This is a genomic window from Streptomyces sp. GD-15H (genome assembly GCF_045291515.1).
Lineage (GTDB): Bacteria > Actinomycetota > Actinomycetes > Streptomycetales > Streptomycetaceae > Streptomyces.
The window spans coordinates 1,945,640-1,971,033 of the sequence record NZ_CP149447.1 but is presented as its reverse complement, the minus strand read 5'-3'; the positions used below and the strand labels follow the sequence as shown (position 1 = coordinate 1,971,033).

Here is a 25,394-nt window from a genome sequence, read left to right as displayed (position 1 = left end):
AGGGGCGCTGAGGACGTGGAGGGCGCGGTCATGGTCAGCCGTGCAGTCCGCACTCGGTCTTGGCGCGGCCCGCCCAGCGTCCGGCGCGGGCGTCCTCGCCCTCCAGCACACGGCGGGTGCAGGGTGCGCAGCCCACCGAGGCGTAACCGTCCGTCAGCAGCGGGTTGGTGAGCACGCCGTGCTCGGCGACGTAGGTGTCCACGTCGTCCTGGGTCCAGCGGGCGATGGGGGAGACCTTGACCTTCTGCCGCTTCTCGTCCCAGCCGACGACCGGGGTGTCCGCCCGGGACGGGGACTCGTCGCGGCGCAGCCCGGTCGCCCAGGACAGGTAGCCCCGCAGGCCCTCCTCCAGCGGCCGCACCTTGCGCAGCTTGCAGCACAGGTCGGGGTCGCGGTCGTGCAGCTTCGGCCCGTACTCGGCGTCCTGTTCCGCGACCGTCTGCCGCGGGGTGAGCGTGATGACGTTGACGTCCATCACGGCCTCCACCGCGTCCCGGGTGCCGAGGGTCTCCTCGAAGTGGTAGCCGGTGTCGAGGAACACCACGTCGACGCCGGGCAGGGCTCGGGAGGCGAGGTGGGCGACCACCGCGTCCTCCATCGACGAGGTCACGCAGAACCGCGGGCCGAAGGTCTCGGCGGCCCACGTCAGGATCTCCAGTGCGGAGGCGTCCTCCAGGTCGCGGCCCGCCTGCTCGGCCAGCGCCCTCAAGTCGTCGGAGGTGCGGTCTTCCTGAACAGCCCTCATGTCCGGTCCCCTCCCGTGTCGGGCCGCTCGAGTCCCCGGGCGAGCAGCCCGAGGAACTTCAGCCGAAAGCCCCGATTGCACGCCCCGCATTCCCAGGCCCCTCGTCCCTCCTCGCCGGGACGCAGGTCCTCGTCACCGCAGTAGGGGCAGTAGAAAGGCGCGGCCCGCTCACTCACGACAGCGCCTCCGCATCGGCGCGGGCCGCCCAGGTGGCGAACCGCTCGCCTTCCTCGCGCTCCGCCTGGAAGCGCTTGAGGACCCGCTCGATGTACTCCGGCAGTTCGTCCGAGGTGACCTTCAGACCGCGCACCTTGCGGCCGAAGGCCGGGTCCAGGCCGAGCGCGCCGCCCAGGTGCACCTGGTAGCCGCTGACCTGCCGGCCTTCGGCGTCGGTGACCAGCTGCCCCTTGAGACCGATGTCCGCGGTCTGGATACGGGCGCAGGCGTTCGGGCAGCCGTTGAGGTTGATGGTGACCGGCTCGTCGAAGTCGGGCAGCCGGCGCTCCAGCTCGTCGATGAGCTCGCTGCCGCGCTCCTTGGTCTCCACGATGGCGAGCTTGCAGAACTCGATGCCGGTGCAGGCCATCGTGCCGCGCCGGAAGGACGACGGCTTGACCCGCAGGTCCAGCGCCTCCAGGGCGTCGACGAGCGAGTCCACCCGGTCCTGCGGCACGTCCAGGACGATCATCTTCTGCTCGGCCGTGGTGGAGACCCGCCCCGAGCCATGCTCCTCGGCCAGCGCGGCGACCTTGGTGAGCAGTGAGCCGTCCATCCGGCCCACCCGCGGCGCGAAGCCGACGTAGAACCGGCCGTCCTTCTGGCGGTGCACCCCGATGTGGTCGCGCCACTGCTGCGCGGGCATCTCGGGCGCCGGACCGTCGCTCAGCTTGCGACCCAAATAGTCGTCCTCCAGGACCTGGCGGAACTTCTCCGGCCCCCAGTCGGCGACCAGGAACTTCAGCCGCGCCCGGTTGCGCAGCCGCCGGTAGCCGTGGTCGCGGAAGATGGAGGTGACGCCCTCCCACACCTCGGGCACCTCCGCCTCGGGAACCCAGGCGCCCAGCCGCACGCCGAACTTGGGGTTGGTCGACAGACCGCCGCCGACCCACAGGTCGAAGCCGGGACCGTGCTCGGGGTGGACGACGCCGACGAAGGACACGTCGTTGATCTCGTGGGCGACGTCCAGCAGCGGGGAGCCGGAGACGGCCGTCTTGAACTTGCGCGGCAGGTTGGAGAAGCGCGGGTCGCCGATGTAGCGGCGGGCGATCTCGTCCAGCGCCGCCGAGCCGTCGATGATCTCGTCCTCGGCGACACCGGCGACGGGGGAGCCGAGCATGCCGCGCGGGGTGTCGCCGCAGGCCTCCGTGGTGGACAGGCCGACCGCCTCGAGTCGCTCCCAGATCGCGGGCACGTCCTCGATGCGGATCCAGTGGTACTGGATGTTCTGCCGGTCGGTGATGTCGGCGGTGCCGCGGGCGTAGGTCTCGGCGATCTCGCCGATCACGCGCAGCTGCTCCGTGGTGAGCCGTCCGCCGGTGATGCGCACCCGCATCATGAAGTACTTGTCCTCGAGCTCCTCGGGTTCCAGCACGCCGGTACGGCCGCCGTCGATCCCGGGGCGGCGCTGCGTGTACAGGCCCCACCAGCGCAGGCGGCCGCGCAGATCGTTGGGGTCGATCGAGTCGAAGCCCCGCTTCGAGTAGATCGTCTCAACACGTGTCCGGACGTTGAGACCGTCGTCGTCCTTCTTGAACTGCTCGTTGCCGTTGAGCGGAGTGAAGTGGCCCGCGGCCCACTGACCCTCTCCGCGGTGACGGCTCACCTTGCGGCGGGGGGTCGCGGCAGCAGGATTCTGCGGACTGGCGGCCATGGCTGATACGTCCTTCGGGACAGGCGGGAGCGGCGTCTCTGACCTGCACATGGCGGCGTAGGTCACAACTACACGCCATTGCGCGGGAGTTCGGTCGAACGGAGAAGAGGGGTGGAACGGAGCGGAGCAGAACCGTCGGATACTGCTGAACGTGCTCTCAGCGCGCCGGACAGATGGCGCTGGACATACGGCCGAGGTCGACGTGCCGCCGACTCACCAAGGCGATTCCCGTTCCAGGCATGACGGAAGCGTGGCACGGAGATCTGGACGCAGTCCAGCTTCATCCATGATGTGGACTCCCTTGTCTCGGAATGAGAGACAGGGGTGTCCTTGCTCACAAGGGGCCCAGGCGGTCTTGCCCGTGTGGTTCAAGCGGGGTAAACGACGCCGCTCGGGCGGGATTGACACGCTGTTCAGGCGGGTCGGACGCGCTGGCCAGCAGGGGTGGGCGTACCGCTCAGGCGGAGTGGGCTCCCGGCCACGGGCCCGGTGTGGCGACCTCGGGCTCCTCCTCGACCTTGGTGTCGAACAGCCTGAAGCCCCGGCGCCGGTAGTTGTCCATGGCGTACTCGCCGTCCTTGCTGCACGTGTGCAGCCAGACCCGCCTGGTCGGCTTCAGTCCAGGCCAGCGCTCCGCCAGGTCCCAGGCCCGCGCGACACCGTACGACAGCAGGTGCCCGCCGATGCGCCGGCCCCGGAAGGCGGAGATCAGCCCGAAGTAGACGATCTCCACGACCCCGTCGTCCTGCGCCTCCAGCTCCACGTACCCCGCGGGCGTCCCCCGGTCGTAGGCCACCCAGGTCTCCACGCCGGGCCGGTCCAAGTGTTCCAGCCACTGCGCGTACGTCCACCCCAGCCGGTCGGTCCAGCGGATGTCACCGCCGACCGAGGCGTACAGGAAACGGCTGAACTCCGGGGAGGGCACCTCGGCACGGGCGACCCGCACATCCCCCTCGGGCACGGCGGCCGGCAGGAGATCGGTGGGCGCGGTCTGCTCCAGGGACCAGGTGGTCACGGCGATGGTCGTCATGCCGGAAAGGGAACCATCCGGCACGGGCATCTGTCGAACGCCTGGTCGACGAGGCGTACGGTCCCGGGGGAGCGGTCGCGTCGTGCAGGCCCTAGTCCAGGGAGTGGTCGACGGAGTCCAGGGGCAGGGCGAAGAGCATGCGGCCGGACTGCGACCACACCTCGCCGGTCTCCTGCCAGTAGGAGAGGGACTCCGCCGACCCGCTCCAGCAGCGGTGCGTCTCGTCCGCCCCGCACCGGGTGGGCCGCGCCCCCTCCGTGTCCTGCCGCCACAGCGTCCCGCGCTCCTCCGGCGTCCCGGTCATCCGGCCCAGGTACCAGCCCGACCCGTACGACAGCACGCTGCGCACATCCGTCAGTTCCGTCTCGTACGCCGCGGCCGCGTCCGCCTGCCCCACCGAGTCCGTGGCCAGCAGCCCCGCGCGGGAACGGTCGTCGTCGAACGCGTACCGCCACAGCCGGGTCGGCCCGTCGTGGTCCTCCGGCACCGCCTCGTGCGCGACCAGGCTGTCCGGCGCCGTGCTGCGGTCCAGCGAGATGCCGCCCGGCTGCGGGGCGTCCGCGCCGGCGGTCCGGTACGAGGCGACGGCAGGCAGTACGTACCGCGCCCCGGCCGCCGACCAGCCGCCGGGCACCCGCCCGACCGTCGTACCGTCCACGGTGGCCCGCTGGACGCGGTCCACGTCGTACACGTACAGCGCGCTGCCGTCCCCCGGCCGGCCGTGATCAGCAGCTTGTCCTGGTACCAGACCATGCCGGACACGGGGGAGACCAGCCCCCGGTAGTCGTGGCCGTCGTCCACCGGGACGGCGAGCTGCGCCCAGGTGTAGCGGAGGTCGTCAGGGTCGCCGGCGTCGATGAACGCGACGCGCGCGAGGCCCTGCCCCGGGCCGGCACCCGCGGCCGCGGGGCCCTCCGCCGGAGTGCCGTCCGCCGTGGTGCCGCCCTGGCTCCAGCCGGAGAGCACCACACGGCTCGGGCCCCAGCGGCCGTCGTCGTCGGCGTCCCCGGAGGTGGTGACGGCGCCGGAACGCCAGCCCTTGACGTCGGCGCCGTCCCAGCAGTACGCGCGCGTGGCGGCCGGTTCGACGGGCAGCGCCCGCCTGTCGTCCTCCGGACAGGCCGCCGCGTCCCGCAGGGAACCGTCGGTGTCGTCGAGCACGGCCCGGACGCCGACGGGCCGGCCCATCTCCGCGGAGAGCCGGTCGAGCCACTCCGGGGGCACACTGCCCTCGGTCAGCCGCAGCGGCGCGGTCTCGGCGAACGCGGTCAGCGGCTTCAACGCCCCGGGGTCGTCGGCATCGGTGGCCTGTGACGTACTGATCATGGTGGCCGCCGCCGTGAGCGCGAGCGCGGTCCCGGCCAGCGTCGCCCGCAGCGCCCTGCCCCGCCTGCGTCGGCGATGTCTGCCGCGATGCTTCATAGCGTCCTCCCGAGGCGAGCCAACTGCGTCCGGTGATCCGACCGTTGACCGTGGAGCAGGTGGGGTGGCCCGTAGAGGGATGCTACGGCAGGGGGGCCCGACGGGGGACGAAGACCCTGCAAATATGCGGAACGAGTGGCCCGGACGGCCCGGAGGCGCTTCCGGGACGGGATGACGGGCCGATAACAACACTCGGGGCTCGGGGCTCGGGGCTCGGGGCTCGGGGTGCCGAAGGCCGCCCAGCGCCGGAGCCGTCGAGTGCGGGAGGAGCTCACGCGGGTCGTCCGGGAGGAGGACGTCCCCCTCGGCATCCTCCACGAACCGGTACGGGCGGTGTTCCAGCAGCCCGCCGGGATAACGCCGTATCCGGGACATCTCCGCGCGCACCGTCACCGTACGGGCCGGATCCCCGAACGCGTCCTCGGCCAGCCCCGTGGCGCTGCAACCGGTCCGCCGCACGGCCGGCGGATACAGCAGCTCGGCGTGGCGGGGGCTCAGCTTCCGGGACCAGGAACCCGCCCCGCCGGACACCTCCACCGACCGGTCGCGGGGCCTCTGGAGATCCAGCACGATCCGGCTCGCCGCGCGGGTCACCGGCTCGTCCGCCACCCGCACCAGCCGGCCGCCGGCCAGCGGCGTCACGTCCGTCGGCGAGAGCGCCACTGGGCCTCCCGGGCAAGGGCTCGGAGGGCAGCCGCACCTACGGCCCGCCGGCCGCGCCCCCAAGATCCGTCCTGGCTGTCGGTCTCATAGCGCCGTGTGCCCGCGGCGAGGGCGTCCAGTACGGACACGGACAGCAGCAAGTTGCAACCCCCTGCAACCCTGGTGGAGCGCCCCGCACTGTTTGAAACTTGAGCGACGCCGTCCCGAGCGGCGTCCACGGCTCCAAGGGGCCTGTGCGGCGGGGGTGGTGCCGTGTCGGCGCAGCACCACCCCCGCGTCACGCCGCGAGGCGTCGTACCGGTCGCCGTACGTGCCGTCGTACGGCTCGCCGCCTCACGAGTCCGGCCGGGCCCGTTCCACGACCGCCGCGAGGTCGAGGGTGTGCGGCAGCGTCCCGAACGACGCGCCCCCGTCACCGCCCAGCCGAGCCGCGCAGAACGCGTCGGCGACCTGCGGCGGCGCGTACCGCACCAGCAGTGAGCCCTGGAGCACCAGCGCGAGCCGCTCCACCAGCCGCCGCGCCCGCCCCTCGACACCCTCCAGATCGGCCAGTTCGGTCAGCAGGCCTCTGATCGCGCCGTCCAGCCGGTGATCGGCCCCGCGCGCCCGCCCGACCTCCCGGAGGTACGCGTCCAGCGCCCCCGGCTCCCGGCGCAGGGCCCGCAGCACGTCCAGCGCCTGGACGTTGCCCGCGCCCTCCCACACCGAGTTCAGCGGCGACTCGCGCACCAGCCGGGGCATCCCCGACTCCTCCACGTACCCGTTGCCGCCCAGGCACTCCGCCGCCTCCACGACGACCGGCGCACACCGCTTCGTCACCCAGTACTTGGCTGTCGGCACCGCGATCCGCAGCAGCGCCCGCTCCTGTTCGCCCCCGTCGTCGTAGGCCGCGGCCAGCCGCAGCGCCAGCGTGGTGGCCGCCTCCGACTCCAGGGCGAGATCGGCCAGCACGTTGCGCATCAGCGGCTTGTCGACCAGCTTCCCGCCGAACGCCTCCCGGTACGTGCAGTGGTGCACCGCCTGCGCGACGGCCTGCCGCATCAGCCCCGCCGAGCCCAGCACGCAGTCCAGCCGGGTCGCCGCCACCATCCCGATGATGGTGTGCACCCCACGCCCCTCGTCCCCGACCCGCCGCGCCCAGGTTCCCGCGAACTCGACCTCGGCGGACGCGTTGGACCGGTTGCCCAGCTTGTCCTTGAGCCGCTGGATGAGGAACACGTTGCGCGAGCCGTCCGCGAGGACGCGCGGCACCAGGAAACAGGTGAGCCCACCGGGCGCCTGCGCCAGCACCAGGAACGCGTCCGACATGGGCGCCGAGCAGAACCACTTGTGCCCGGTCAGCTCGTAGGCGCCGTCCTCGGCCAGCGGCCGCGCGGACGTCGTGTTCGCGCGTACGTCGCTGCCGCCCTGCTTCTCCGTCATGCCCATCCCGAAGAGCACACCGGCCTTCTCATGGACCGACCGCAGCCCCCAGTCGTACACCGGCGACGCCAGCCGCGGCTCCCACTCGGCGGCCAGCGCCGGGTCCGCGCGCAGGGCGGGCACGGCCGCGTGCGTCATCGACAGCGGGCAGCAGTTGCCGGCCTCGACCTGCGTCCACATCACGAACGCCGCCGCCCGCCGCACATGCCCGCCCGGCCGCGCCCACGCGCCCGTCAGCCCCGCCGAGACACCCTTGCCGAGCAGCCGGTGCCAGGCAGGATGGAAGTCGACCTCGTCGATCCGATGCCCGTACCGGTCGTGGCTGCGCAGCCGCGGCGGGTTCTCGTTGGCCAGCACCCCCCAGTCCTGCACCTGCGCGGCACCGGAGGTCCGGCCGAGCGCCGACAGTTCGGACAGGCCCTCGTCCAGCACCGCCGGGTCCAGATGTCGCTCGACCGCCTCCGTCAGCGCCCGGTCGGCGGCGAACACGTCGTACTGCGTCAGCGGCGGCGCCTGGTTGGTCACGGTGTGGGTGCTACCTGCCATGACCCCGAACCTACCCGGCGTCGCCACCCCCCGTCTCATCCCGCGGCCCTTCAGGTGGGGACGACCAAGCACGGCGGATACCTTTAGGTCGTGCAGTCAGCAAGCGAATCCCCCGACGCGCCTTCCGGTCGACTTCACAGGGTCCGCGCCCTGTACAGCAATGTCTCCAAACGCAGGACCGTCTGGCTGCTGCTCAAGGACACCGTCAATTCCTGCATGGAGTACCGCATCCTGGGCCTGGCCGCCGAGGCGGCCTTCTTCACCCTGCTGTCGGTGCCCCCGCTGCTGCTGAGCATGATCGGTCTGCTCGGCTACGTCGACTCCTGGACCGGCGCCGAGACCATCCAGAGCCTGCAGACCAGCATCCTCGACGCGTCCCGCACCGTGCTGTCCGACCGGGGCGTGAAACAGATCGCCGAGCCGATCCTGCACGACGTCGTGAAAGGAGGCAGGCCCGACGTCATCTCCATCGGCTTCCTGTTCGCCGTGTGGTCGGGCTCCCGCGCGGTGAACGTCTTCATCGACACCATCACCGTGATGTACGGCCTCGACGGGGTGCGCGGCATCGTCAAGACCCGGCTGTTGGCCTTCCTGCTGTTCATCGTGGCCCTGCTGGTGGGCTCGGTCGCGCTGCCCCTGATGGTGGCGGGGCCCGACGCCGTCGTCCGGGTGGTCCCCTGGTCGGCGACGCTCGTGCAGATCCTGTACTGGCCGGTGGTGATCCTGTTGTCGGTCGCCTTCCTGACCACGCTGTACCACGTCTCCGTACCCGTGCGGTCCCCGTGGATCGAGGACGTGCCCGGCGCATTGGTCGCCCTCGCCATGTGGGTGTTCGGCAGCTTCCTGCTGCGGATCTACCTCACCAACACCGTCGAGGGCCCCACCATCTACGGCTCCCTCGCGGCCCCCGTCGCCGTCCTGCTGTGGATCGGCGTGTCCGCCTTCGCCGTGCTCGTGGGGGCCGCGGTCAACGCCGCCATCGACCGGGTCTGGCCGGCCGCCGCGACGGCCGCCGCCCGCGAGGCCAACGAGCGGCTGCGGCAGGAGCAGGTCGCCGAGTACGTCGCCCGCACCTCCACCGCGGCCGCCGACGAGACCGACCCGGACATGCCCGCCGAGTTCCCCGAACGCTGGTCCCGCTTCCTGCCCCCGGAGGACGTCACGGCCCGCCTGCGCACCCACGTGAAGAGCAGCCACCACCACCCGAGGAACGAGGAGGGCTCCGAGGGCGAGGAGAAGTGAGGCCGCACGTCCGCCCCGCCCCGCGTCCGAGACCTGTCCGCGGGCACTGATCCGCTCGGCGTCGTCGCGGCTGCTGCCCGTGCCCGGGACCGCTCGCCCGGTTCACCCCTGCGCGACGGCGACGAGTCCGCTCCCACAAATCCCACCAGGACGCATCAGATCCCAGTTTGGTTACGGAGAACGGGACAGAGTTGCTTCATTAGGTAAGCCTAACCTTAAATAATCACGACCCATGCTTTGGAAAGGCTCTGACATGAAACACCCCTCCTCCCGCACGATCGGGGCCCTCGCCGCCGCAGCCCTGCTCGTCCCCCTGATGGCCGCCTGCGGTTCGGACGGCAAGGAGACCGGCTCCGGCACCGAGGCCGGGGAAGAACGGGGGAGGGACCCTCGTCGTCTACTCCGGCCGCAGTGAGGACCTCGTCGCGCCGCTCATCGAGAAGCTGGAGAAGGCCACCGGCGCCAAGGCCGAGGTGCGTTACGGGGACAGTGCCGAACTCGCCGCCCAGCTCCTCGAAGAGGGCGACAGGACCGACGCGGACCTCTTCTTCTCGCAGGACGCCGGCGCGCTCGGCGCCCTGAGCAAGGAGGGCCGCCTCGCGGCGCTGCCGCAGAAGTCCCTCGACACCGTCGACAAGGCATTCCGCGCGGAGGACGGCAACTGGGTCGGTGTGTCGGGGCGGGTCCGCGTCATCGCCTACCACAGCGACAAGGTCGCCAAGGCACCGGACAGCGTGCACGAACTGACCAAGCCGGAATGGAAGGGGAAGGTCGGCTACGCGCCCACCAACGCCTCGTTCCAGGCGTTCGTGACCGGTATGCGGGTCCTCGAGGGCGACGACGCCACGCGCAAGTGGCTGAAGGACTTCCAGGCCAACGACCCTCAGGTGTACGAGAAGAACGGCGCGGTCCTCGACGCCGTCGACGACGGCAAGGCCGAACTCGGTCTGATCAATCACTACTACTGGTACGAGAAGGCCGAGGAGGAGGGCGCGGACAAGCTCAAGGCCAAGCTGCACTTCCCCACGAAGGGCGACCCGGGCGCGCTCGTCAACGTCGCGGGCGTCGGAGTCATCAAGGGCAGCGACCAGAGCGCCGCGGCGCAGAAGGCCGTCGACTTCTTCCTGGCGAAGGAGGCACAGACCTACTTCGCGAACGAGACCCACGAGTACCCGCTGGCCGCCGGAGTCACCAGCGAGGACGACCTTCCGCCGCTCGAGTCCATCGACGCGCCGGAGATCGACCTGAGCCGGCTGGAATCCCTTCAGGTGACGCTGGAGATGCTCCAGGAAGCCGGAATGGTCTGATCGGTATGAAGAGTTCGGGTACCCGAGGCCACCAGGCCCCGTCGGCACCCGCCCAGTCCGCCCCGGGCCCGGACAACGCCCCCGCACCGTCCAGGCCCGGGCGTGCCGGGCGCAGACCGCCGCTCTTCCTCCTGGCCCTGGCTTCGGCAGCCGCAGCCCTGGCCCTCCTCCCGCTGGTCTACCTGGTCGTACGGGCGGTGGAGCGAGGTCCCGAGTACGCGTGGAACGTCGTCGCGACCGACCGCACGCTGGAACTGCTCGCCCGGAGCGTCGGCCTGGCCGCCGTGGTGGTGACCGCTTGCCTCGTCCTGGGCATCTCCCTCGCCTGGCTGACCGTCCGCACCGCGCTGCCCGGCCGGCGCGCGTGGTCGGTGCTCGCCACGCTGCCGCTCGCCGTGCCCAGCTATGTCGCGGCCTTCGCCTGGATCTCGGCGCGCCCCGACCTCGCCGGATTCAGCGGTGCCGCCTTCGCGCTCACCCTGGTCAGCTACCCGTACGTGTATCTGCCGGTGGCTGCCGCGCTGCGCGGTATCGACCCCGCCCAGGAGGAAGCGGCGCGCGCCCTGGGCCACGGGCCTTGGAGCACGTTCCGTCGGGTCACCCTGCCGCAGCTCCGCCCGGCCGCGGCCGGAGGCGGACTGCTCGTGGCGCTGTACGTCCTCTCCGACTTCGGGGCCGTGTCGATCATGCGGTACGAGACCTTCACCCGGGCCATCCACACGTCGTACAAGGCGAGTTTCGACCGCACGCCCGCAGCCGCCCTCAGCGTGGTGCTCGTCCTGATGACGGTGCTGCTGGTGGCCGCCGAGGCGCGTACCCGCGGCCGTGCGGGCCATGCCCGGACCGGCGGCGGCACGGCCAGGCCCGCGCCCCCGACCCCGCTCGGCCGACTGAAGTGGCCCGCACTCGGCTGGTGCTCGGCCGTCGCCGCGGCCGGGGTCGCCTTCCCGGCCGGGACCCTCGGGTACTGGCTGGCGGTCGGCAACTCCCGTACCTGGGATCCGCGGGGACTGCTGGAGACCGGGGGGATCACGCTGCTCGTGGCGGCCCTCGGCGCCGCGCTCACCACGTGCCTGGCGCTTCCCGTCGGCGTGCTCGCCGCCCGCCATCGGGGCCGCGCCGCGCACCTGCTGGAGCAGGCCGCGTACGCGGGCCATGCCGTGCCCGGGATCACCGTGGGCCTTGCGATGGTCTTCCTCGCGGTGCGGTTCGCCCACCCGCTGTACCAGGAGCTGCCCCTGCTCGTCGCCGCCTACGCAGTGCTGTTCCTGCCGGTCGCCGTGGGCGCCACCCGGGCAGCGGTCCTTCAGTCACCGCCCGTGCTGGAGGACGTCGCGCGTTCTCTCGGACGAGGGCCTCTGGGTGTCCTGCGCGAGGTCACGGTTCCGCTCGCCGCTCCCGGTATCGCCGCGGGCGCCGCCCTGACCTTCGTGGTCTGCATGAAGGAACTCCCGGCGACCCTGCTGCTCCGGCCCACCGGTATGGACACCCTCGCGACCCGCCTGTGGACCGAGACCGGAACCGGCTCGTACGCCGCCGCCGCTCCGTACGCGGCCGTCCTCATCCTGATCGCCGCCGTTCCCTCGTACCTCCTCGGAAGGCACCGCCCATGACCGACCTGCGGATCACCGGGCTCACCAAGTCCTACGGTCCCGGCGCCCCCGTCCTGAACGGGATCGACCTCTCCGTCCCCGCGGGGCGGCTGGCCGCCGTTCTCGGGCCTTCGGGCTGCGGAAAGACGACCATGCTGCGCATCGTGGCAGGTTTTCTGCGGGCGGACGCGGGGACGGTCGAGATCGGCGGGCGGACCGTCACCGGACCCGGCACCCACCTCCCCCCGGAACGGCGGCGCATCGGCATCGTGCCGCAGGAGGGTGCCTTGTTCCCGCACCTGAGCGTGGCGCGCAATGTCGCGTTCGGACTGGCGGGCTCCTCCCCGGCCGAACGCCGTCGGCGCACCGGGGACATGCTCGATCTCGTCGGCCTGCACGGCTACGGGGACCGGATGCCCCACGAACTGTCCGGCGGCCAGCAGCAACGCGTCTCGCTGGCGCGGGCGCTCGCCCCGGAACCCGCGATCGTCCTGTTCGACGAACCGTTCAACGCGCTCGACAGCGGACTGCGGGCAGGCGTACGGGCCGATGTACGCGCGGCGCTCAGGTCCACCGGGGCGACGGGTGTCCTCATCACCCACGACCAGCAGGAGGCACTCTCCACAGCAGACCTCGTGGCGGTCGTCAGGGCGGGCAGAGTGGCTCAGTGCGGAACTCCGCAGGACGTCTACCGCAGGCCGGACGACCCCTGGGTGGCTGCTTTCGTCGGTGGCGTCGTCATGCTTCCGGGCACCGGCAGGGGCACGACCGCGGACACCGCCCTGGGCCGCATCCCGTTGGAGACCCCGGTGGACGGCGGTGCCGGAACGGTCGTGCTGCGCCCCGAACAGCTCACCCTCGGTGCACCGTCCGGCCAGGCTCCCCACGGCACGGTGGCGGACGTCTCCTTCCACGGACCGGACACCCTGGTGACGGTGGCGGTGACCGGACTGGACTCACCGGTGCACGTCCGTGTTCCAGGGCCGGTCGCTCACCGGCCCGGCGATCCGGTGAGCCCGGCCGTCACCGGCACGGCGACCCTCCACCTCCCCCGGCGGGACGGCAACGGATGCGTGGTGGGCGGGGACGGCCCCGCGGCCACCGCCTGACCGGTGCGGGACGTCGGGCGGGCGCGCGGGGGTCGGCTCACGGAAGTGGCGGACGCGGGCGGCGTAGTGGGACGCGGCCGGCACCGACACCCCCGTCCCGCGGGCCACGACCGCCGGCGTCGGCCCGGCCGCCACACCCGCACTTCCCGTACGGAGTCGACGGGACGGTCGGACGAGGAGAAGCAAGCGTGCCGGGGCAGCCCACCCCGCGTTTACGCTGGCCCCATGGACGCTCTCACCGGCCTGCTGGAAGGCCCCCGCGCCCGTGGGGCGTTCGTGATCAGGGCGTGCTTCGACCCGCCCTGGTCGGTCCGGATCGAGGACCGCGCCCCGCTGACCGTGATGCTGCTCGTCCGCGGTGACGCCTGGATCGTGCCGGACCGCGGCGACCGGTTGCGGCTGCGCCCCGGCGACCTCGCCATCGCGCGCGGCCCCGACCCGTACACCTGCGCCGACGACCCCGGCACCGCGCCGCAGGCGCTGATCCTGCCGGGCGAGGAGTGCCACTACCCCGACGGGCGCCCGCTGAACGGTGTCATGGACCTCGGCGTCCGCACCTGGGGCGACCGGCCCGACGGTGACACGGTCATGCTCATCGGCACCTACCAGATGCGGGGCGAGATCGGCGGCCGACTCCTCGACGCGCTGCCCGCCCTGCTCTCCCTCACCGCCGACGACTGGGACTGCCCGCTCACCCCGCTCCTCATGGCGGAGATCGTGCGGGACGAACCCGGCCAGGAGGTCGTCCTCGACCGGCTGCTCGACCTGCTGGTCATCGCCGCCCTGCGGGCCTGGTTCGCCCGCCCCGAGGCAGCGCCGCCCGCCTGGTACGAGGCCCTGGGGGACCCCGTCGTCGGCCCGGTGCTGCGCCTCGTCCAGGACGACCCCGCCCACCCCTGGACGGTCGCCGCACTCGCCGCGAAGGCCGGCGTCTCGCGCGCCGCGCTGGCCCGCCGCTTCACCGAACGCGTCGGCGAACCCCCGATGACGTACCTCACCGGCTGGCGCCTCGCCCTCGCCGCGGACCGTCTCCGCGACACCGACGACACGATCGGCGCGATCGCCCGCCACGTCGGCTACGGGAGCGCCTTCGCCCTGTCGACGGCCTTCAAACGGGCGTACGGCGTCAGCCCGCAGGAGTGGCGGACGCGGGCCGCGTAGCGTGGGTGACGTGTACAGCGAGCGGGCGGCACGGCTGCCGGGCGCGATCGTGTGGACCAACACCCCGGTCGGCACCGGAGCGGGCCGGGTACTGCCCGACGGCTGCATGGACCTGCTCTGGCACGACGGACGCCTGCTGGTCGCGGGTCCCGACACCCACGCCCACCTCGCCGAGGGCGACGCGACCCGCCCCTGGGTGGGCATCCGCTTCCGCCCCGGCACCGCCCCCGCCCTGCTGGGCGTCCCCGCGCACGAACTGCGCGACCGACGCACCGACTTGGCGGACCTGTGGCCGACGGCGGAGGTACGCCGCCTGACCGCCCGGGTGAACGCGACGGGTGACCCGGCGCGCGGCCTGGAGGACCTGGCCCTGGGGCGGACCGCCGAGGCCGCTCCGCCCGACCCGGTGCTGCTGCGGGTCGTGGCCGCCCTGGACGCGGGCCGCCCGGTCGCCGCAACCGCCGACGAACTCGGCCTGAGCGCCCGCCAGTTGCACCGCCGTTCGCTCACCGCGTTCGGCTACGGCCCCAAGACCCTGGCCCGCATCCTCCGCCTCCACCGAGCCCTCGCCCTGGCCCGCACGGGCACCCCGTTCGCGGAGACGGCCACCCGCACCGGTTACGCGGACCAGGCCCATCTGTCCCGCGAAGTACGGGCCTTGACGGGCCTGGCCCTGAGCGAGCTACTGGCCGCCGGCCGCTAGCGGGGCGAACAGATCGACGCCGTTCCCGTCCGGGTCGAGCACCACGGCGTACCGCTGCCCCCACACGGCGTCCCACGGCTTGAGCTCCCCTCGGCAGCCGCCGTCCACCAACTCCTCATACGTCGTGTCAACTTCCGCGGGACTGTCGCACCGCAGAGCGAGCGATGCCCGTCCCCGCCGGACGGCGGCCGCCACCCGGTGTGGAACGACCGGACCACCTCCTCGGTGTCCAGCAACAACCGCAACCCGCCCGGCAACTCGGCCTCGGCGTGACCCTGTTCCTCGGCCCCCTCGGGAAACGCGAACCCGAGCCGCCGATAGAAGGCGACGGAGGCGCCCATGTCGGAGACGACCAATCCGATGGCAGCAAATCGTGCACTCATGAGAGCACCGTAGGCACGCCCCGGCCCCCGGTCTTGAAGGAATCGGACGCGCTCACGTGTGGATCAACCGCGCGGCGGTGCCGCGTTCGCGCGTTCGACCAGGTGGGTGGACAACTCGGTGCGGGTGCTCTCCGGGTGGTGGCCGTCCATGATGCGGAGCAGGAGGCGCGGGGCCGTCGCCGCCATCTCGGACAGGGGCTGACGGACCGTCGACAGCGGCGGGGCGAGCCGGCGGACCCCGGGGAGATCGTCGAAGCCGATCACGCTCACGTCCTTTGGCGCCCATGGGTTCCGTACGGCCGCAGCGGCCGCGGGCCAGGGGTGCCGAGACCACCCGGCGGTCCGGGGCGCGACCGGATGGAAGGCGCTTTCTGTCACAGGTGTGAGGCAACGTGGCGGGAGCGGTGCGGAGAGCATCGGAGTGGGGCGGCGCGTTTGCGAGAAGGTCGCATGCCGGACAATCTGTCGAATCCCGCATACAGAACTTCGCCGACGGTAGACGGCGGCACCGCGCCGCCCGTCGCCCGCAGTCGGCCACCGAAATGGTGCAGGAATACTGATGAGCATATTGGTGCTCTTGTGATACTGGAGGCTCTGCGAAGGGCTGGCAGGCCGATGACGGCAGACGACCGGGTGAACCCCGTGACCCCTATGACGCCCGTGGTCAGAACACCGTACGGTGCCGTACGCGGCAGGTGGGAAAACAAGGTCGCCGCGTTCCGGGGCATCCCGTACGCGGCGCCGCCGTTCGGCCCCGCAGATTCCGGCCACCCCTCCCGCCGGACCCCTGGGACGGCGTACGCGACGCCGTCGCCTTCGGCCCCACCGCCCCGAAACCCCGTACTCCGAAGCCTTCGCGCGCTATCTGGCCGACCCGTCCGTCCCCGGCGACGACTGTCTCAACCTGAACGTCTGGACCCCCGACCCGTCCCCGACGGCCCTTCTGCCGGTGCTGGTGTGGCTGCACGGAGGAGCCCTGACCAGAGGTTCCTCGGCGGTACCGGTGTACGACGGGCGGACCTTCGCCCGTGACGGCGTGGTGTTCGTGTCGGTCAACTAACGGCTCGGCGTCGAGGGCTACGGCCTCTTCCCGGACGTCCCCGCCAACCCGGGCCTGCGCGACCAGCTCGCCGCCCTGCGCTGGGTCCACGAGTCGGTCGCGGCCTTCGGCGGCGACCCCGACCGCATCACCCTGGGCGGCCAGTCCGCCGGGGCGATCAGCGCGGGCGTGCTGATCGCCGCCCCGCAGGCCCAGGGCCTGGTCCGGCGGGCCATCCTGCAGAGCGGCCCGCCCGCGGTGTCCGACCGGGACAAGGTGCGACGGGTGGTGCGCCGCATGACCGGCCGGCTGAAGGTCCCCGCGACCGCCGAGGCCTTCGCCGCCGTCGACCGCGAGCTGCTGCTGCGCACCCAGGGCCGAGGTGGGGCGCCTCAGCAGCCCGGTGCTCGGCGGACCCGCCTTCGGCATCGTCACCGGCGACGACCTCGTCCCGCGCGACCCCCTGGAAGCACTCACCGACGGCGGCGCGGCCCCCGGCGTCGACCTGCTCACCGGCTGGACCAGCGAGGAGTACCGGCTGTGGCTGGTGCCGGGCGGACTCATGGAACGCATCGACCGGCTCGGCGCGGTCGCCCTGGCCGGGGCGATGACCCGCTGCCACTGCGGCAGCGAGGTCCCGGGCGGCTACCGCGCCCTGCGCCCGGACGCCGGCACCGCCGAGATCGTCGGTCAGTTGATCACCGACCACCTCCTGCGCACCCCGCTCCACCGACTCGCCGACGACCGCGAAGCCCCCTCGTACGTCTACGAGTTCGCCTGGCCCTCCCACCGCCCCGGCATGGGCGCCTGCCACGCCCTGGAACTCGGCTTCGGCTCCGTTCCCGCGCGAGGTCGGTTCTTCCCCGGTGGCACCACGAGGGAATGCGAGGCTTGACCTCCCGCACGGCGTACCGAAGAGGAGCAGAGAACCATGCGTGAAGTGAGCCGGGCCGATGTGGTGCTCTCCGGATACGGTCCGGTCGGCCAGGCCTACGTCGAGTACCTGGTTCGGCAGCGGGACGAGCTTGCCCGTCGGCACGGTGTACGGGTGGACGTCGGTGCCGTCCGGGCGAGTTCCGGACAGTGCCGACTCCGCGAGGGCGGACCCGTGCCGCCCCGCTCGGCGTGGAGCCCGCTGGTCTCGTTGGAGGAGACACTCGACCGGACCGCTGCCCGCGTGTTCGTCCAGGCGATCCCGTCCTCACCCCGACTCCGCCGGCACGCCGCGGAGGAGGCCATGATCGCCCTGCGCAGAGGGGTCCATGTGGTCACGGCCACCAAGAGCCACCTGCTCAGCCACTGGCGGGACCTCGACGAAGCGGCCCGCGCAGCCGCCGTCATGATCAGGATCTCCGGGGCGACGGGAGCCGCTCTGCCGGCGGGGGACCTGTCCAGGACCTCGTTGCGAGGCTTGGGCTGCACGACGATTCGGGCCTGCCCGAACGGCACCGCCACTTTCGTCCTCGACCGCCTCGCCGCGGGCGACTCGCTGGGTGAGGCGGTTCGGGAGGCTCAGCGCCGCGGGACCGCGGAAGCGGATCCTTCGTCCGACCTGTCCGGTGAGGATGCCGCCACGAAGGTGCGGCTGCTGGCAGCGCTGGCCTGGGGATGGGACCCGGCGTCCGTACGGGTGCAGGCGGAGCCGGTGGACGAGGACACTTCCCGGGCGGCGCTGGACGCGGCCTCCCGAGCACGCCGCCTGCGGGCCGTGGCAAGCGCATCCTTGGACACGCCCCGCCTGGTCCGCGTCCGACTGGAGGAGACGGAGCCCGGTGACCCTTTGCACGCGCTCGTCGGACCGGAGAAGGCCGTGGTGTTCGGCTGCCCCGATGCCGGTGACGTGATCGTCAGCGGGGGACGCTCGAGTCCCCTGGGTGCCGCGCTCGCCCTGGTGAAGGACACCATCGAGGTCACGGCCCCCCGAGCCGGGTTCCTCTGACACGTGATACGCGGGGGACCTGCGCTCCGGGAGGGCGCAGAGCGGGCAGGGCGGTCAGCCCTTGACGATCCTGCTTTCGACACCGGGAATCCCCTTGTCCCACCAGTGCCCGGTGCGCCGGTAGACGGCTGGGTCGCGGTCGCCGAGCAGTACGCACAACCTCTTCGCCTCCTCGGTCAGACCGTGCCACGCGGCCTTAGCGAGTGTGCGGAAGGCGGTCAGTGCCAGCCCGCCGTCAGTCGCGCGCCAGACTCCGGCGACCTGCCCGTCAACGAGCAGGCAGGGCAGTATGTCGCCGTTGCGCCGTACGACCGACGGCCGGTATTCCCGGGGCAGGAGCCGCCCGGGGACGGCGTGGGCCAGCATCGTGCTGTCCCACATCGGCAGCAGCCTCGGCGGCGCCGGCCTGCCCGCCGACACCATCTGCCGCCAGGCCGCCGCGTAACCGGTCCTGCATCTCCGCTGTGCCCTGGAAGGTGCGGCACCCCTCCTGAGAAGCCGGGCGCCGGGCAGGACCAGGAGGCCAGGCGGGCAGGGAGGACGCGTCCTTCATTGCGGCCCCCGGGCTTCTGAGATGATCATCGCTGGAGTGATCAAGGGGGGCGCGTGTCCACGTTCTTTCTGGTGGTCGGTTCGGTGATGGCACTGGTGCTCGGGGCGGCGGGGGCGGTGGCGCTGGTGACCGGCCGGATCGTACTGCCTTGGTTCCGCGGCAGTGTGAGCCGTCCCGGACTGTGGGGTGCCGGTGCGCTCCTGCTGGCCGGAGGGCTCGCGGCCACGCGCCGCATGCCCTCCGGGGGCAACATGCCGCTCGTTCTGGTCGGGCTCTCCCTGATGACGGCGTCGCAGCTCCTCGAGGAGCCCCGGCGGACACGCTCCGGTCGGACAGTGGGGTCCGCGAATCGTTCGAAATGATTTCCGACTTCTACGGCGGCCCGATTGTCTTCGAGAGCATGCCGATGAGCGAAACGGACCCCGTGGTCAGCCGGGAAGGCCCTGACCGCGGCGTGTGAGGGACTCGGTGTCCGGGCAGAAGCCGACGGTCCGGGGCGGTCAGGGCGTCAGCGGGCCGGTGAGAACCGCTGCGCCCGCCGCGCGGTCCCCGGACCATGAGATCGACGCGTCGTCAGCGGACACCCGACCCCAGACCATGAGCAGCAGCCGCTCCGCCTTTCCGGAGATCTCGGCGACGGGCTCACCCGGACCGTAAGTCCAGCACTGGCCGGTGTCGGTGGCCCGCAGCCGAAGCGCACGGCGCGGCGATTCGGCCCGTCCGAGCGTGACCTGACGCGGCGCCATCGTGTCGAAGACCTCCGCCACGCCGTCCGCCGCGAACTCCGGATCGAAGGGCAGAGCACGCCCGAGCGCGTTCTGCGCGTCCCAGCGGTGGATCAGCGTCTCCTGGGCGCGCCGCCGCTGCCAGAAACCCACGGTGTGCGGCGGGGCGAAGGCCCACGCCTCGAGGGCCGGATCAGTGTCCAGCACGGCCAGCAGCTCGTCCACCGAGGCGTTGAACCAGCCCTGCACCTCGGCGCCCGCCTGCGGTGCGGGCGGTGCCTCGTAGTCGCCGCGCTTGTCGGTGATCGCGGCGGCGGCCCAGCGGTTACCCCGGCCCATGTGCTCGGCAAGGTCGCGCAGCGTCCATTCCCCGCAGTGGAGGACGGGTGCGCCGAGGTCGTGCCCAAGGCAAGCGCTGAACGCAGCGGACTCCTGGCGCAGCAGCTGGAGGTAGGGAAGCGAAGTCACTGCGCTGACCCTACCCACCCTCAGCCCATGACCCTGTGCCCGCCCCGTCGATGCCCGCGGCTCCCACCCGGCTCGCCGGCACCTGAGCCCAGGCCCAGCACGAGGCAGCCGGCTGATCTTCGCCGACATTGCTGCACGGCCTCAAGCTCCACGCGAGAATCTCGATCCGGACCGTCAACGGAAAGGATGAGACCGTGCAGCCCACCCTCAGCCTCTGGCGTCGGCAACTCGGGGAGGTGCCCGAGTCAGTCTGGCAGCGCACCGAGCTTCGAGTGCTGATCCTGGCAGACAACGGCCTCACGGCCCTCTCACCGAAGATCGGACAACTGGACCGTCTGACCACTTTGGACCTCGGCCACAACAAGCTCACGTCGCTTCCCGACGCTCTGGGTGACCTGGTCGAACTCAGCGACTGCCTCTACCTGCACGACAACAACTTGTCCCAACTCCCGGACACACTGGGCAACCTCATGCGGCTGCGCTACCTCAACGTCGGCGAGAACCCTCTCACCGCCTTGCCCGAAACCGTCGGCCGGATGACGGAACTGCAGGTCATCATGAACGGCCTCAGCTACCGCCCCGACAAGCGACCGAAGAACCCCACCGACAGGAACTGACCGGCGATCAACTAGCCGTGCAGCCAGACCCGCAGCGGACCGACCGCCTCGAAGCCGTGGCGGACGGCGGCGTCCAGGTCCTCGCCGCGCTCATAGCCAACCACGGGCAGGGTCGGGAAAAGCCGATGCACTGCGTCCAGCACCACCGGCCAGGCCCGGTCAGCGCCGCCCTCCAACGCGAAGACGTTGGAGATTCCGACCACATGGTCGTTGCGGCTCGCCACCGCCCCGACGGTCACCAGGCCGTCAGCGGAGTGCCCGACGAGCACGGACGTGGCCGGGTCAGCGAGCAATTCGGGCCGGAAGAGATCCGCGTTGCCGTCCCCGTCGTCCGAGGCGAGGGCCCAGGACCGCAGCCTGTCCCGGTCGCTGACCACGTCCCAGGCGAGATCCGGTGAGGTGGTCGGCGCGCTCGCCGGGCGGTGGATCCACTGCGCGTCGAACAGCACCTTGAAGCCGGCCCCCACCAGGTCGAGGTCGGCGAAGCTGTCCTTGACGCAGGCGCCGGGAGCGGCGGTGTCGATCCGGTCGACCAGCGCGGCGGCATCGGCCCCCGGCACCAGCGTCACCGCGTCGGGGTAGTACAGCGGCGGCCGGGCCGGTACGGCCCAAGCCTGCAACCCGAACTCGCCCGTCAAGCCGTGTGATCGGCTCATCGACGCGCACCACTCGGCGTTGTTGCGGGCGGCGGCCCGGATCACGAACTGCTTCATCGCCGTCACGAGTGCGCATCATGCCCTGTCCCGGCCCGGTCCGTTCGAACAGTTTCCGTCAGCCACAGGACGGACGCCCCAGGCGCCCCGCCCAGTTCCTGGGGTGTGAGACCGGGGCCCTCACGTACGTCATCGGCTGCCGCCGTACGTGGACCCGGTGACGTACGGGGCGAGTCAGGCGTCGGCAGTCGGCCCGGCCGCCCACGGGAGGGGCCGCCGTTCACCCCCCGAGCCCGGGACGGCAGGATCACCCCGTGACACGTCGAGTACTGGGGACGGGGCCGGCCAGTCGGCCGGTCGCTGCAGAGGACACTGCGGAGCGCCTGCTGCCCGTAGAGCGGCTCATGGGCCCAGAGAGCGGTCGGGGTACAGCCGAGAGCAAGCAGCAGCCGCAGGTAGCCGTACAGCGGCCTGCTCGCCGACCACTGGGTCCGCGTGGTGTTGGGAACGGGTAGCGGCCAACGCGTTGGCGGCACCCCGTCTTGGTCGCGTGATCAGAGGGGCAGGGTTGCAGCCAGCGGTGCACCGATCTGGATGTCGAGGTAGGCCACGAGATCACCTCCGTCGACAGCACCCCTACGCGCGTCGATGGTCACGACCGTTCCGGCCACGATGCCGGCGAAGCTGGTGCCGGTTCGTCGGGCCTGTTCGATGCGCTCCGTGACGGGACGGCGAACCGCCTCGGTGAGAAAGGTGAGGCCGTGCGGGAACTCCTCGCTGAGCAAGTGTCGTTGCCGCCCGGACTCGATCAGGCTGCCGATGCCGAACTGGGCCGAGACGATCTGGTCACCACGGAGGGTGACACGAAAGTAGCCGTTCGACTGGGTGCGATTGCAGTTCTGCTGGGGTGGATAGAAGCAGTCGTAACCACCGGCGAGAAGGTCATCGACAGCGGAGCTCATCGATGTCGCGTAGTGCTCGGAGCCGAACGGCCAGCGTCGTACGGAGGCGTCCCGGGCGGTGACGGCCAGTCCGTTGAGCCAGTCGTACCTGTACTCCGCGTGTGTGTCCCGCCACCCCGTCCGGGGCGTGGCGTCGTCGTGCCACCGGTGATTGTCATCGAAGTCGTCGATTTCCTCCCGCACGCGCTCACCGGCGCCGGGCCAGATCGCGGTCAGCGTTGGTGCCGCGGCCACGGCAACCTCGTGGTCCTCGTGGTCCGCCCCGGTGGACGGGAACCACGCCCAGACAAGTCCGTCGTCGCGGTCGAGCAGGAACTGCGCCACCTGCGGAGAGACTGTGTCTGCCACGTCGCGGTGAGCGATCCGGCACCCCAGGGCACGACCGTCCGCATTGGCTCGGACCTGCGCACAGAACCAACCGGCATCCCTCAAGGGGCGAGTGAGAGCTCCTGCCGCGCCGTCGGGCGGGATCGGCTCGGCCTGCGAGTTCTCATCTGCTGCGCCATGCTTGTAAACGTCGGCGGGCGGAAGGGGCGGCGGCTCGTCCCATCGGGTGCAGCCGGTCAGCGCGAGCAGGCCGAGCATCATGATCGTCAACGCCGTGAAATTCGTTCGCCGGACCGGTCGATATCGGCGTGCGGGCATGAAGAAGGGACGGGACACGGGGGTTCATCGAAGCCTCTGGATCACCAGTTCGGCAACTTCGTTCGTCAGATGCTGGGTCAGACTCTCGTCCGGACATCCGTGTGGCCGCGGCGATCCGGTCGGTGTAGGCGCGGTTCAGGTGAACTGGATGACACTGGTCGCCCGGCACTCGCGCTCCAGCGGGGGGCAGCGGTTCTTTCGGCGTGAGCGACGGTCCGTGCCAGACGCGCGGGCGTTCGCGCGTCGGGTGCTCGCAGAGTGGGGTGTGTGCGAGCGTGAGGACGAGGTGCTGCTGTGCGTCAGTGAACTCGCCGCCAACGCGCTGGTGCACGGTGTGCCGCCCGGTCGTGGATTCCTGCTGCGGATGCTGCCGTACGGCGACGGTGGTGTACGGGTCGAGGCGCACGACAGTGGGGGCGGCGTACCGGCCGTACCGCAGACGGAAGCGGGGGAGCCGCGGGAGGGCGGGCGCGGGTCGTTGCTGGTGGCCGGGCTGGCCAACAAGTGGGGCGTGGGGGAGCGGGGGCCGGGAAAGGTCGTGTGGTGCGGGTTCGCTACGGCTCCCGCAGCGCCCCCGCGACCGCCGAGATCGTCTCCGGTCCCACCCGGCAGCACCCGCCGATCAGCCGTGCCCCGGACTCCCGCCAGCCCGTGATCCGCCCCGCGGTGAAGGTCGGCCGGCCGGTCCACGCCCGTGCCCCGGCGTCCCAGGTCTCGCCGCTGTTGGGGTAGACGACGACGGGTTTGCCGGTGACGCGGGCCGCGAGGGCGACGGCGTGGTCGGCGTCCTCGGGGGTGCAGCAGTTGACGCCGACGGCGATCACCTCGTCCATCCGCGCGGCGAGCGCGAAGGCGTCCGACAGGGGCTGACCTGCGCGGGTGCGGTCACCGGCCGCCGAGTACGACAGCCAGGCCGGGACGCCGAGTCCCCGCAGTGCCCGGAGCAGGGCCTTCGCCTCGTCGGTGTCCGGGATCGTCTCCAGGGCGAGCACGTCGGGGCCGGCGGCGGCCAGGACCTCCATGCGGGGGCGGTGGAAGCGTTCCAGCTCGGACACGGTGAGCCCGTACCGGCCCCGGTACTCGGACCCGTCGGCGAGCATCGCGCCGTACGGGCCGACCGAGGCCGCCACCCACAGCGGGCGGGTCACCTGCGTCCGGCAGGCCGCCGTGCGGGCGGATTCCACGCTGAGAGCGAGCAGGCGGGCCGCCTCCTCCCGCCCGATCCCGCGCCGGGCGAAGCCCTCGAAGGTGGCCTGGTAACTGGCGGTGATCGCCACGTCGGCGCCCGCCTCGAAGTAGGCGAGGTGTGCCTCCGTGACCGCCCCGGGGTCCTCGGCGAGCAGCCGTGCCGACCACAGTTCGTCGCTCAGGTCGTGGCCGGCCGCCGCGAGCTGGTTGGACATGCCGCCGTCGAGGACGACCGTGCCGCCCGCGAGGGCGTCGGCGAGGGCGGGGACGGGAGCGGGGACGGGGGCGGTGCTCATACCGCCCGACGGTAGTCGAGGCGGCCCCCCGACCTGCCTCGCAGCCTCCCAGCGCGCCCCTGCGGGAGGGCTGGGATCCTGGGGGAGACGACCCGCACTCGGGAGGCGGTGGACGATGTGCCGTTGGCTGGCCTACTCAGGCACCCCCATCCTGCTCGACAGCATCCTTTACAAGCCGACGCCCTCGCTGATCGATCAGAGCCTGCACGCCAAGCTGGGCGTCGAGACGACCAACGGTGACGGGTTCGGCGTCGGCTGGTACGGGTCCCACACCGACACTCCGGCGGTCGTCCGGGAGATCGGCCCGGCCTGGAGCAGCCGCAATCTGCGCGAGATCGCCCGCCACGTCCGCTCGCCCCTGTTCTTCGCCCATATCCGGGCCTCGACCGGATCAGCGGTGCAGGAGACCAACTGCCACCCGTTCCGTTACGGCCGCTGGATGTGGATGCACAACGGCGCGATCGCGGGTTTCCGTCACATCCGGCGCGATCTCGCCCTGACCGTCGACCCGGAGCTCTTCCTCTCCGTCGAGGGGTCGACGGATTCCGAGTTGATGTTCTACCTGGCGCTCACCTTCGGCCTCGAGCAGGATCCGCCCGGTGCGGTCGCGCGGATGGTGGGCCTGGTGGAGCGGGTCGGGCGCGAGCACGGGGTGGAGCACCCGCTGCAGATGACGGTGGCGGTGACCGACGGGCGACGGCTGTGGGCATTCCGCTACTCGACGCGGAGGGCGTCCCGTTCGCTCTTCTACAGCACGCGCGTGGAGGCGCTGCGCTCTCTCCACCCGGACATGGCGTTCCTGCGTGAGGCGTCCGACGAGACCCGCCTCATCGTGTCGGAGCCCCTGGGGAACCTGCCCGGCATGTGGAACGAGGTTCCCGAGGGCAGGTACGGCGTCGTCCAGCCGGAAGGGGACGAGATGGCCCGCTTCACCCCTCAGGCGGTGTAGGGCCCTCGGTGAGAGGGGCGGGCGGTTTCGTCCCACCGGGCCCGTTGACCTGTCCGTGACACACCCTTACCATGTCGACGTTCGTCATACCGGATGGCGTTCGCGATATTGAACTGTCGCTCCCTCAGAACCTAGCCATAGGACGCCCGCTTTAGCGGGGTGGGA

At 71.8% G+C, this 25,394-nt stretch carries 23 protein-coding genes and 5 pseudogenes; 13 read left to right on the top strand and 15 right to left on the bottom strand.

Going from position 1 to position 25,394, the window contains the following annotated elements:
- Nucleotides 1-34 precede the first annotated feature (34 nt).
- The 8 genes and pseudogenes from WJ438_RS09420 to WJ438_RS09385 form a co-directional block, all read right to left on the bottom strand.
- On the bottom strand, nt 35-745 hold the full coding sequence (locus tag WJ438_RS09420) for a phosphoadenylyl-sulfate reductase (protein WP_406724810.1): 711 nt from the start codon (nt 743-745) through the stop codon (nt 35-37).
- On the bottom strand, nt 742-921 hold the full coding sequence (locus tag WJ438_RS09415; protein WP_406724809.1) for a hypothetical protein: 180 nt from the start codon (nt 919-921) through the stop codon (nt 742-744). Before WJ438_RS09415 ends, WJ438_RS09420 begins: the two co-directional genes overlap by 4 nt.
- Complete coding sequence (locus WJ438_RS09410) at nt 918-2,615, bottom strand: nitrite/sulfite reductase (protein WP_406724808.1); 1,698 nt, start codon at nt 2,613-2,615, stop codon at nt 918-920. Before WJ438_RS09410 ends, WJ438_RS09415 begins: the two co-directional genes overlap by 4 nt.
- A 157-nt stretch (nt 2,616-2,772) precedes the next feature.
- Nucleotides 2,773-2,856, bottom strand: a complete 84-nt coding sequence (locus WJ438_RS09405) for a putative leader peptide (protein ID WP_310887545.1) — start codon at nt 2,854-2,856, stop codon at nt 2,773-2,775.
- A 216-nt stretch (nt 2,857-3,072) separates the two neighbouring features.
- A complete protein-coding gene (locus tag WJ438_RS09400) occupies nt 3,073-3,645 on the bottom strand; it encodes a GNAT family N-acetyltransferase (RefSeq protein WP_406724807.1) in 573 nt (190 codons plus the stop codon).
- Nucleotides 3,646-3,736: 91 nt separating this feature from the next.
- Nucleotides 3,737-5,067: pseudogene (locus tag WJ438_RS09395) on the bottom strand (hypothetical protein).
- A gap of 216 nt (nt 5,068-5,283) precedes the next feature.
- A pseudogene (locus WJ438_RS09390) lies at nt 5,284-5,781 on the bottom strand (transcriptional regulator); the annotation flags it as partial.
- Nucleotides 5,782-6,063: 282 nt separating this feature from the next.
- A complete protein-coding gene (locus WJ438_RS09385) occupies nt 6,064-7,698 on the bottom strand; it encodes an acyl-CoA dehydrogenase family protein (protein WP_406724806.1) in 1,635 nt (544 codons plus the stop codon).
- Between the two features lie 90 nt (nt 7,699-7,788).
- Between WJ438_RS09385 and WJ438_RS09380 the strand changes: the two genes are divergently transcribed.
- The 7 genes from WJ438_RS09380 (at nt 7,789) to WJ438_RS09350 (ending at nt 14,812) form a co-directional block, all read left to right on the top strand.
- Nucleotides 7,789-8,940, top strand: a complete 1,152-nt coding sequence (locus WJ438_RS09380; RefSeq protein ID WP_406724805.1) for a YihY/virulence factor BrkB family protein — start codon at nt 7,789-7,791, stop codon at nt 8,938-8,940.
- A gap of 253 nt (nt 8,941-9,193) precedes the next feature.
- Nucleotides 9,194-9,355, top strand: a complete 162-nt coding sequence (locus tag WJ438_RS09375; protein WP_406724804.1) for a hypothetical protein — start codon at nt 9,194-9,196, stop codon at nt 9,353-9,355.
- A gap of 19 nt (nt 9,356-9,374) precedes the next feature.
- Nucleotides 9,375-10,247 (top strand): iron ABC transporter substrate-binding protein, encoded by an 873-nt coding sequence (locus tag WJ438_RS09370; RefSeq protein ID WP_406729639.1) that lies wholly within the window; start codon nt 9,375-9,377, stop codon nt 10,245-10,247.
- Between the two features lie 5 nt (nt 10,248-10,252).
- On the top strand, nt 10,253-11,860 hold the full coding sequence (locus WJ438_RS09365) for an ABC transporter permease (protein WP_406724803.1): 1,608 nt from the start codon (nt 10,253-10,255) through the stop codon (nt 11,858-11,860).
- A complete protein-coding gene (locus tag WJ438_RS09360; RefSeq protein WP_406724802.1) occupies nt 11,857-12,948 on the top strand; it encodes an ABC transporter ATP-binding protein in 1,092 nt (363 codons plus the stop codon). Before WJ438_RS09365 ends, WJ438_RS09360 begins: the two co-directional genes overlap by 4 nt.
- Nucleotides 12,949-13,173: 225 nt before the next feature.
- Nucleotides 13,174-14,109, top strand: a complete 936-nt coding sequence (locus tag WJ438_RS09355; protein WP_406724801.1) for an AraC family transcriptional regulator — start codon at nt 13,174-13,176, stop codon at nt 14,107-14,109.
- 10 nt (nt 14,110-14,119) lie between these two features.
- The gene (locus tag WJ438_RS09350) at nt 14,120-14,812 is read left to right on the top strand and encodes a helix-turn-helix domain-containing protein (protein WP_406724800.1); all 693 of its coding nucleotides are present in this window, start codon (nt 14,120-14,122) and stop codon (nt 14,810-14,812) included.
- Here the strand turns inward: WJ438_RS09350 and WJ438_RS09345 are convergent.
- Nucleotides 14,792-15,195 (bottom strand): annotated as a pseudogene (locus tag WJ438_RS09345) (VOC family protein). The gene WJ438_RS09350 and the pseudogene WJ438_RS09345 overlap by 21 nt on opposite strands.
- 63 nt (nt 15,196-15,258) lie before the next feature.
- A complete protein-coding gene (locus WJ438_RS09340) occupies nt 15,259-15,612 on the bottom strand; it encodes a substrate-binding domain-containing protein (RefSeq protein ID WP_406724799.1) in 354 nt (117 codons plus the stop codon).
- 234 nt (nt 15,613-15,846) lie between these two features.
- Here WJ438_RS09340 and WJ438_RS09335 point away from each other — a divergent pair.
- A pseudogene (locus WJ438_RS09335) lies at nt 15,847-17,078 on the top strand (carboxylesterase/lipase family protein); the annotation flags it as partial.
- An 87-nt stretch (nt 17,079-17,165) separates the two neighbouring features.
- Complete coding sequence (locus tag WJ438_RS09330; RefSeq protein WP_406724798.1) at nt 17,166-18,173, top strand: homoserine dehydrogenase; 1,008 nt, start codon at nt 17,166-17,168, stop codon at nt 18,171-18,173.
- A gap of 54 nt (nt 18,174-18,227) precedes the next feature.
- On the opposite strand, the gene WJ438_RS09325 is transcribed toward WJ438_RS09330, so the two are convergent.
- Nucleotides 18,228-18,686, bottom strand: coding sequence for a DNA glycosylase AlkZ-like family protein (locus WJ438_RS09325; RefSeq protein ID WP_406729638.1), 459 nt, complete (start codon nt 18,684-18,686; stop codon nt 18,228-18,230).
- Nucleotides 18,687-18,779: 93 nt separating this feature from the next.
- On the opposite strand from WJ438_RS09325, the gene WJ438_RS09320 reads away from it, so the two are divergent.
- On the top strand, nt 18,780-19,088 hold the full coding sequence (locus WJ438_RS09320) for a hypothetical protein (protein WP_406724797.1): 309 nt from the start codon (nt 18,780-18,782) through the stop codon (nt 19,086-19,088).
- Between the two features lie 138 nt (nt 19,089-19,226).
- On the opposite strand, the gene WJ438_RS09315 is transcribed toward WJ438_RS09320, so the two are convergent.
- A complete protein-coding gene (locus WJ438_RS09315) occupies nt 19,227-19,919 on the bottom strand; it encodes a maleylpyruvate isomerase family mycothiol-dependent enzyme (RefSeq protein ID WP_406724796.1) in 693 nt (230 codons plus the stop codon).
- A 194-nt stretch (nt 19,920-20,113) separates the two neighbouring features.
- On the opposite strand from WJ438_RS09315, the gene WJ438_RS09310 reads away from it, so the two are divergent.
- A complete protein-coding gene (locus WJ438_RS09310) occupies nt 20,114-20,536 on the top strand; it encodes a leucine-rich repeat domain-containing protein (RefSeq protein WP_406724795.1) in 423 nt (140 codons plus the stop codon).
- An 11-nt stretch (nt 20,537-20,547) separates the two neighbouring features.
- Here the strand turns inward: WJ438_RS09310 and WJ438_RS09305 are convergent, their stop codons facing one another.
- A complete protein-coding gene (locus tag WJ438_RS09305; protein WP_406729637.1) occupies nt 20,548-21,249 on the bottom strand; it encodes a hypothetical protein in 702 nt (233 codons plus the stop codon).
- Between the two features lie 494 nt (nt 21,250-21,743).
- A complete protein-coding gene (locus tag WJ438_RS09300; protein WP_406724794.1) occupies nt 21,744-22,499 on the bottom strand; it encodes a hypothetical protein in 756 nt (251 codons plus the stop codon).
- Between the two features lie 445 nt (nt 22,500-22,944).
- Here WJ438_RS09300 and WJ438_RS09295 point away from each other — a divergent pair.
- Nucleotides 22,945-23,364, top strand: a pseudogene (locus tag WJ438_RS09295) (ATP-binding protein); the annotation flags it as partial.
- Here the strand turns inward: WJ438_RS09295 and mmuM are convergent.
- Nucleotides 23,351-24,280: a homocysteine S-methyltransferase gene (gene mmuM, locus WJ438_RS09290; RefSeq protein ID WP_406724793.1), complete on the bottom strand. Its 930-nt coding sequence runs from the start codon at nt 24,278-24,280 to the stop codon at nt 23,351-23,353. The pseudogene WJ438_RS09295 and the gene mmuM overlap by 14 nt on opposite strands.
- A gap of 115 nt (nt 24,281-24,395) precedes the next feature.
- On the opposite strand from mmuM, the gene WJ438_RS09285 reads away from it, so the two are divergent.
- Nucleotides 24,396-25,229: a class II glutamine amidotransferase gene (locus tag WJ438_RS09285; protein WP_406724792.1), complete on the top strand. Its 834-nt coding sequence runs from the start codon at nt 24,396-24,398 to the stop codon at nt 25,227-25,229.
- Nucleotides 25,230-25,394 lie beyond the last annotated feature (165 nt).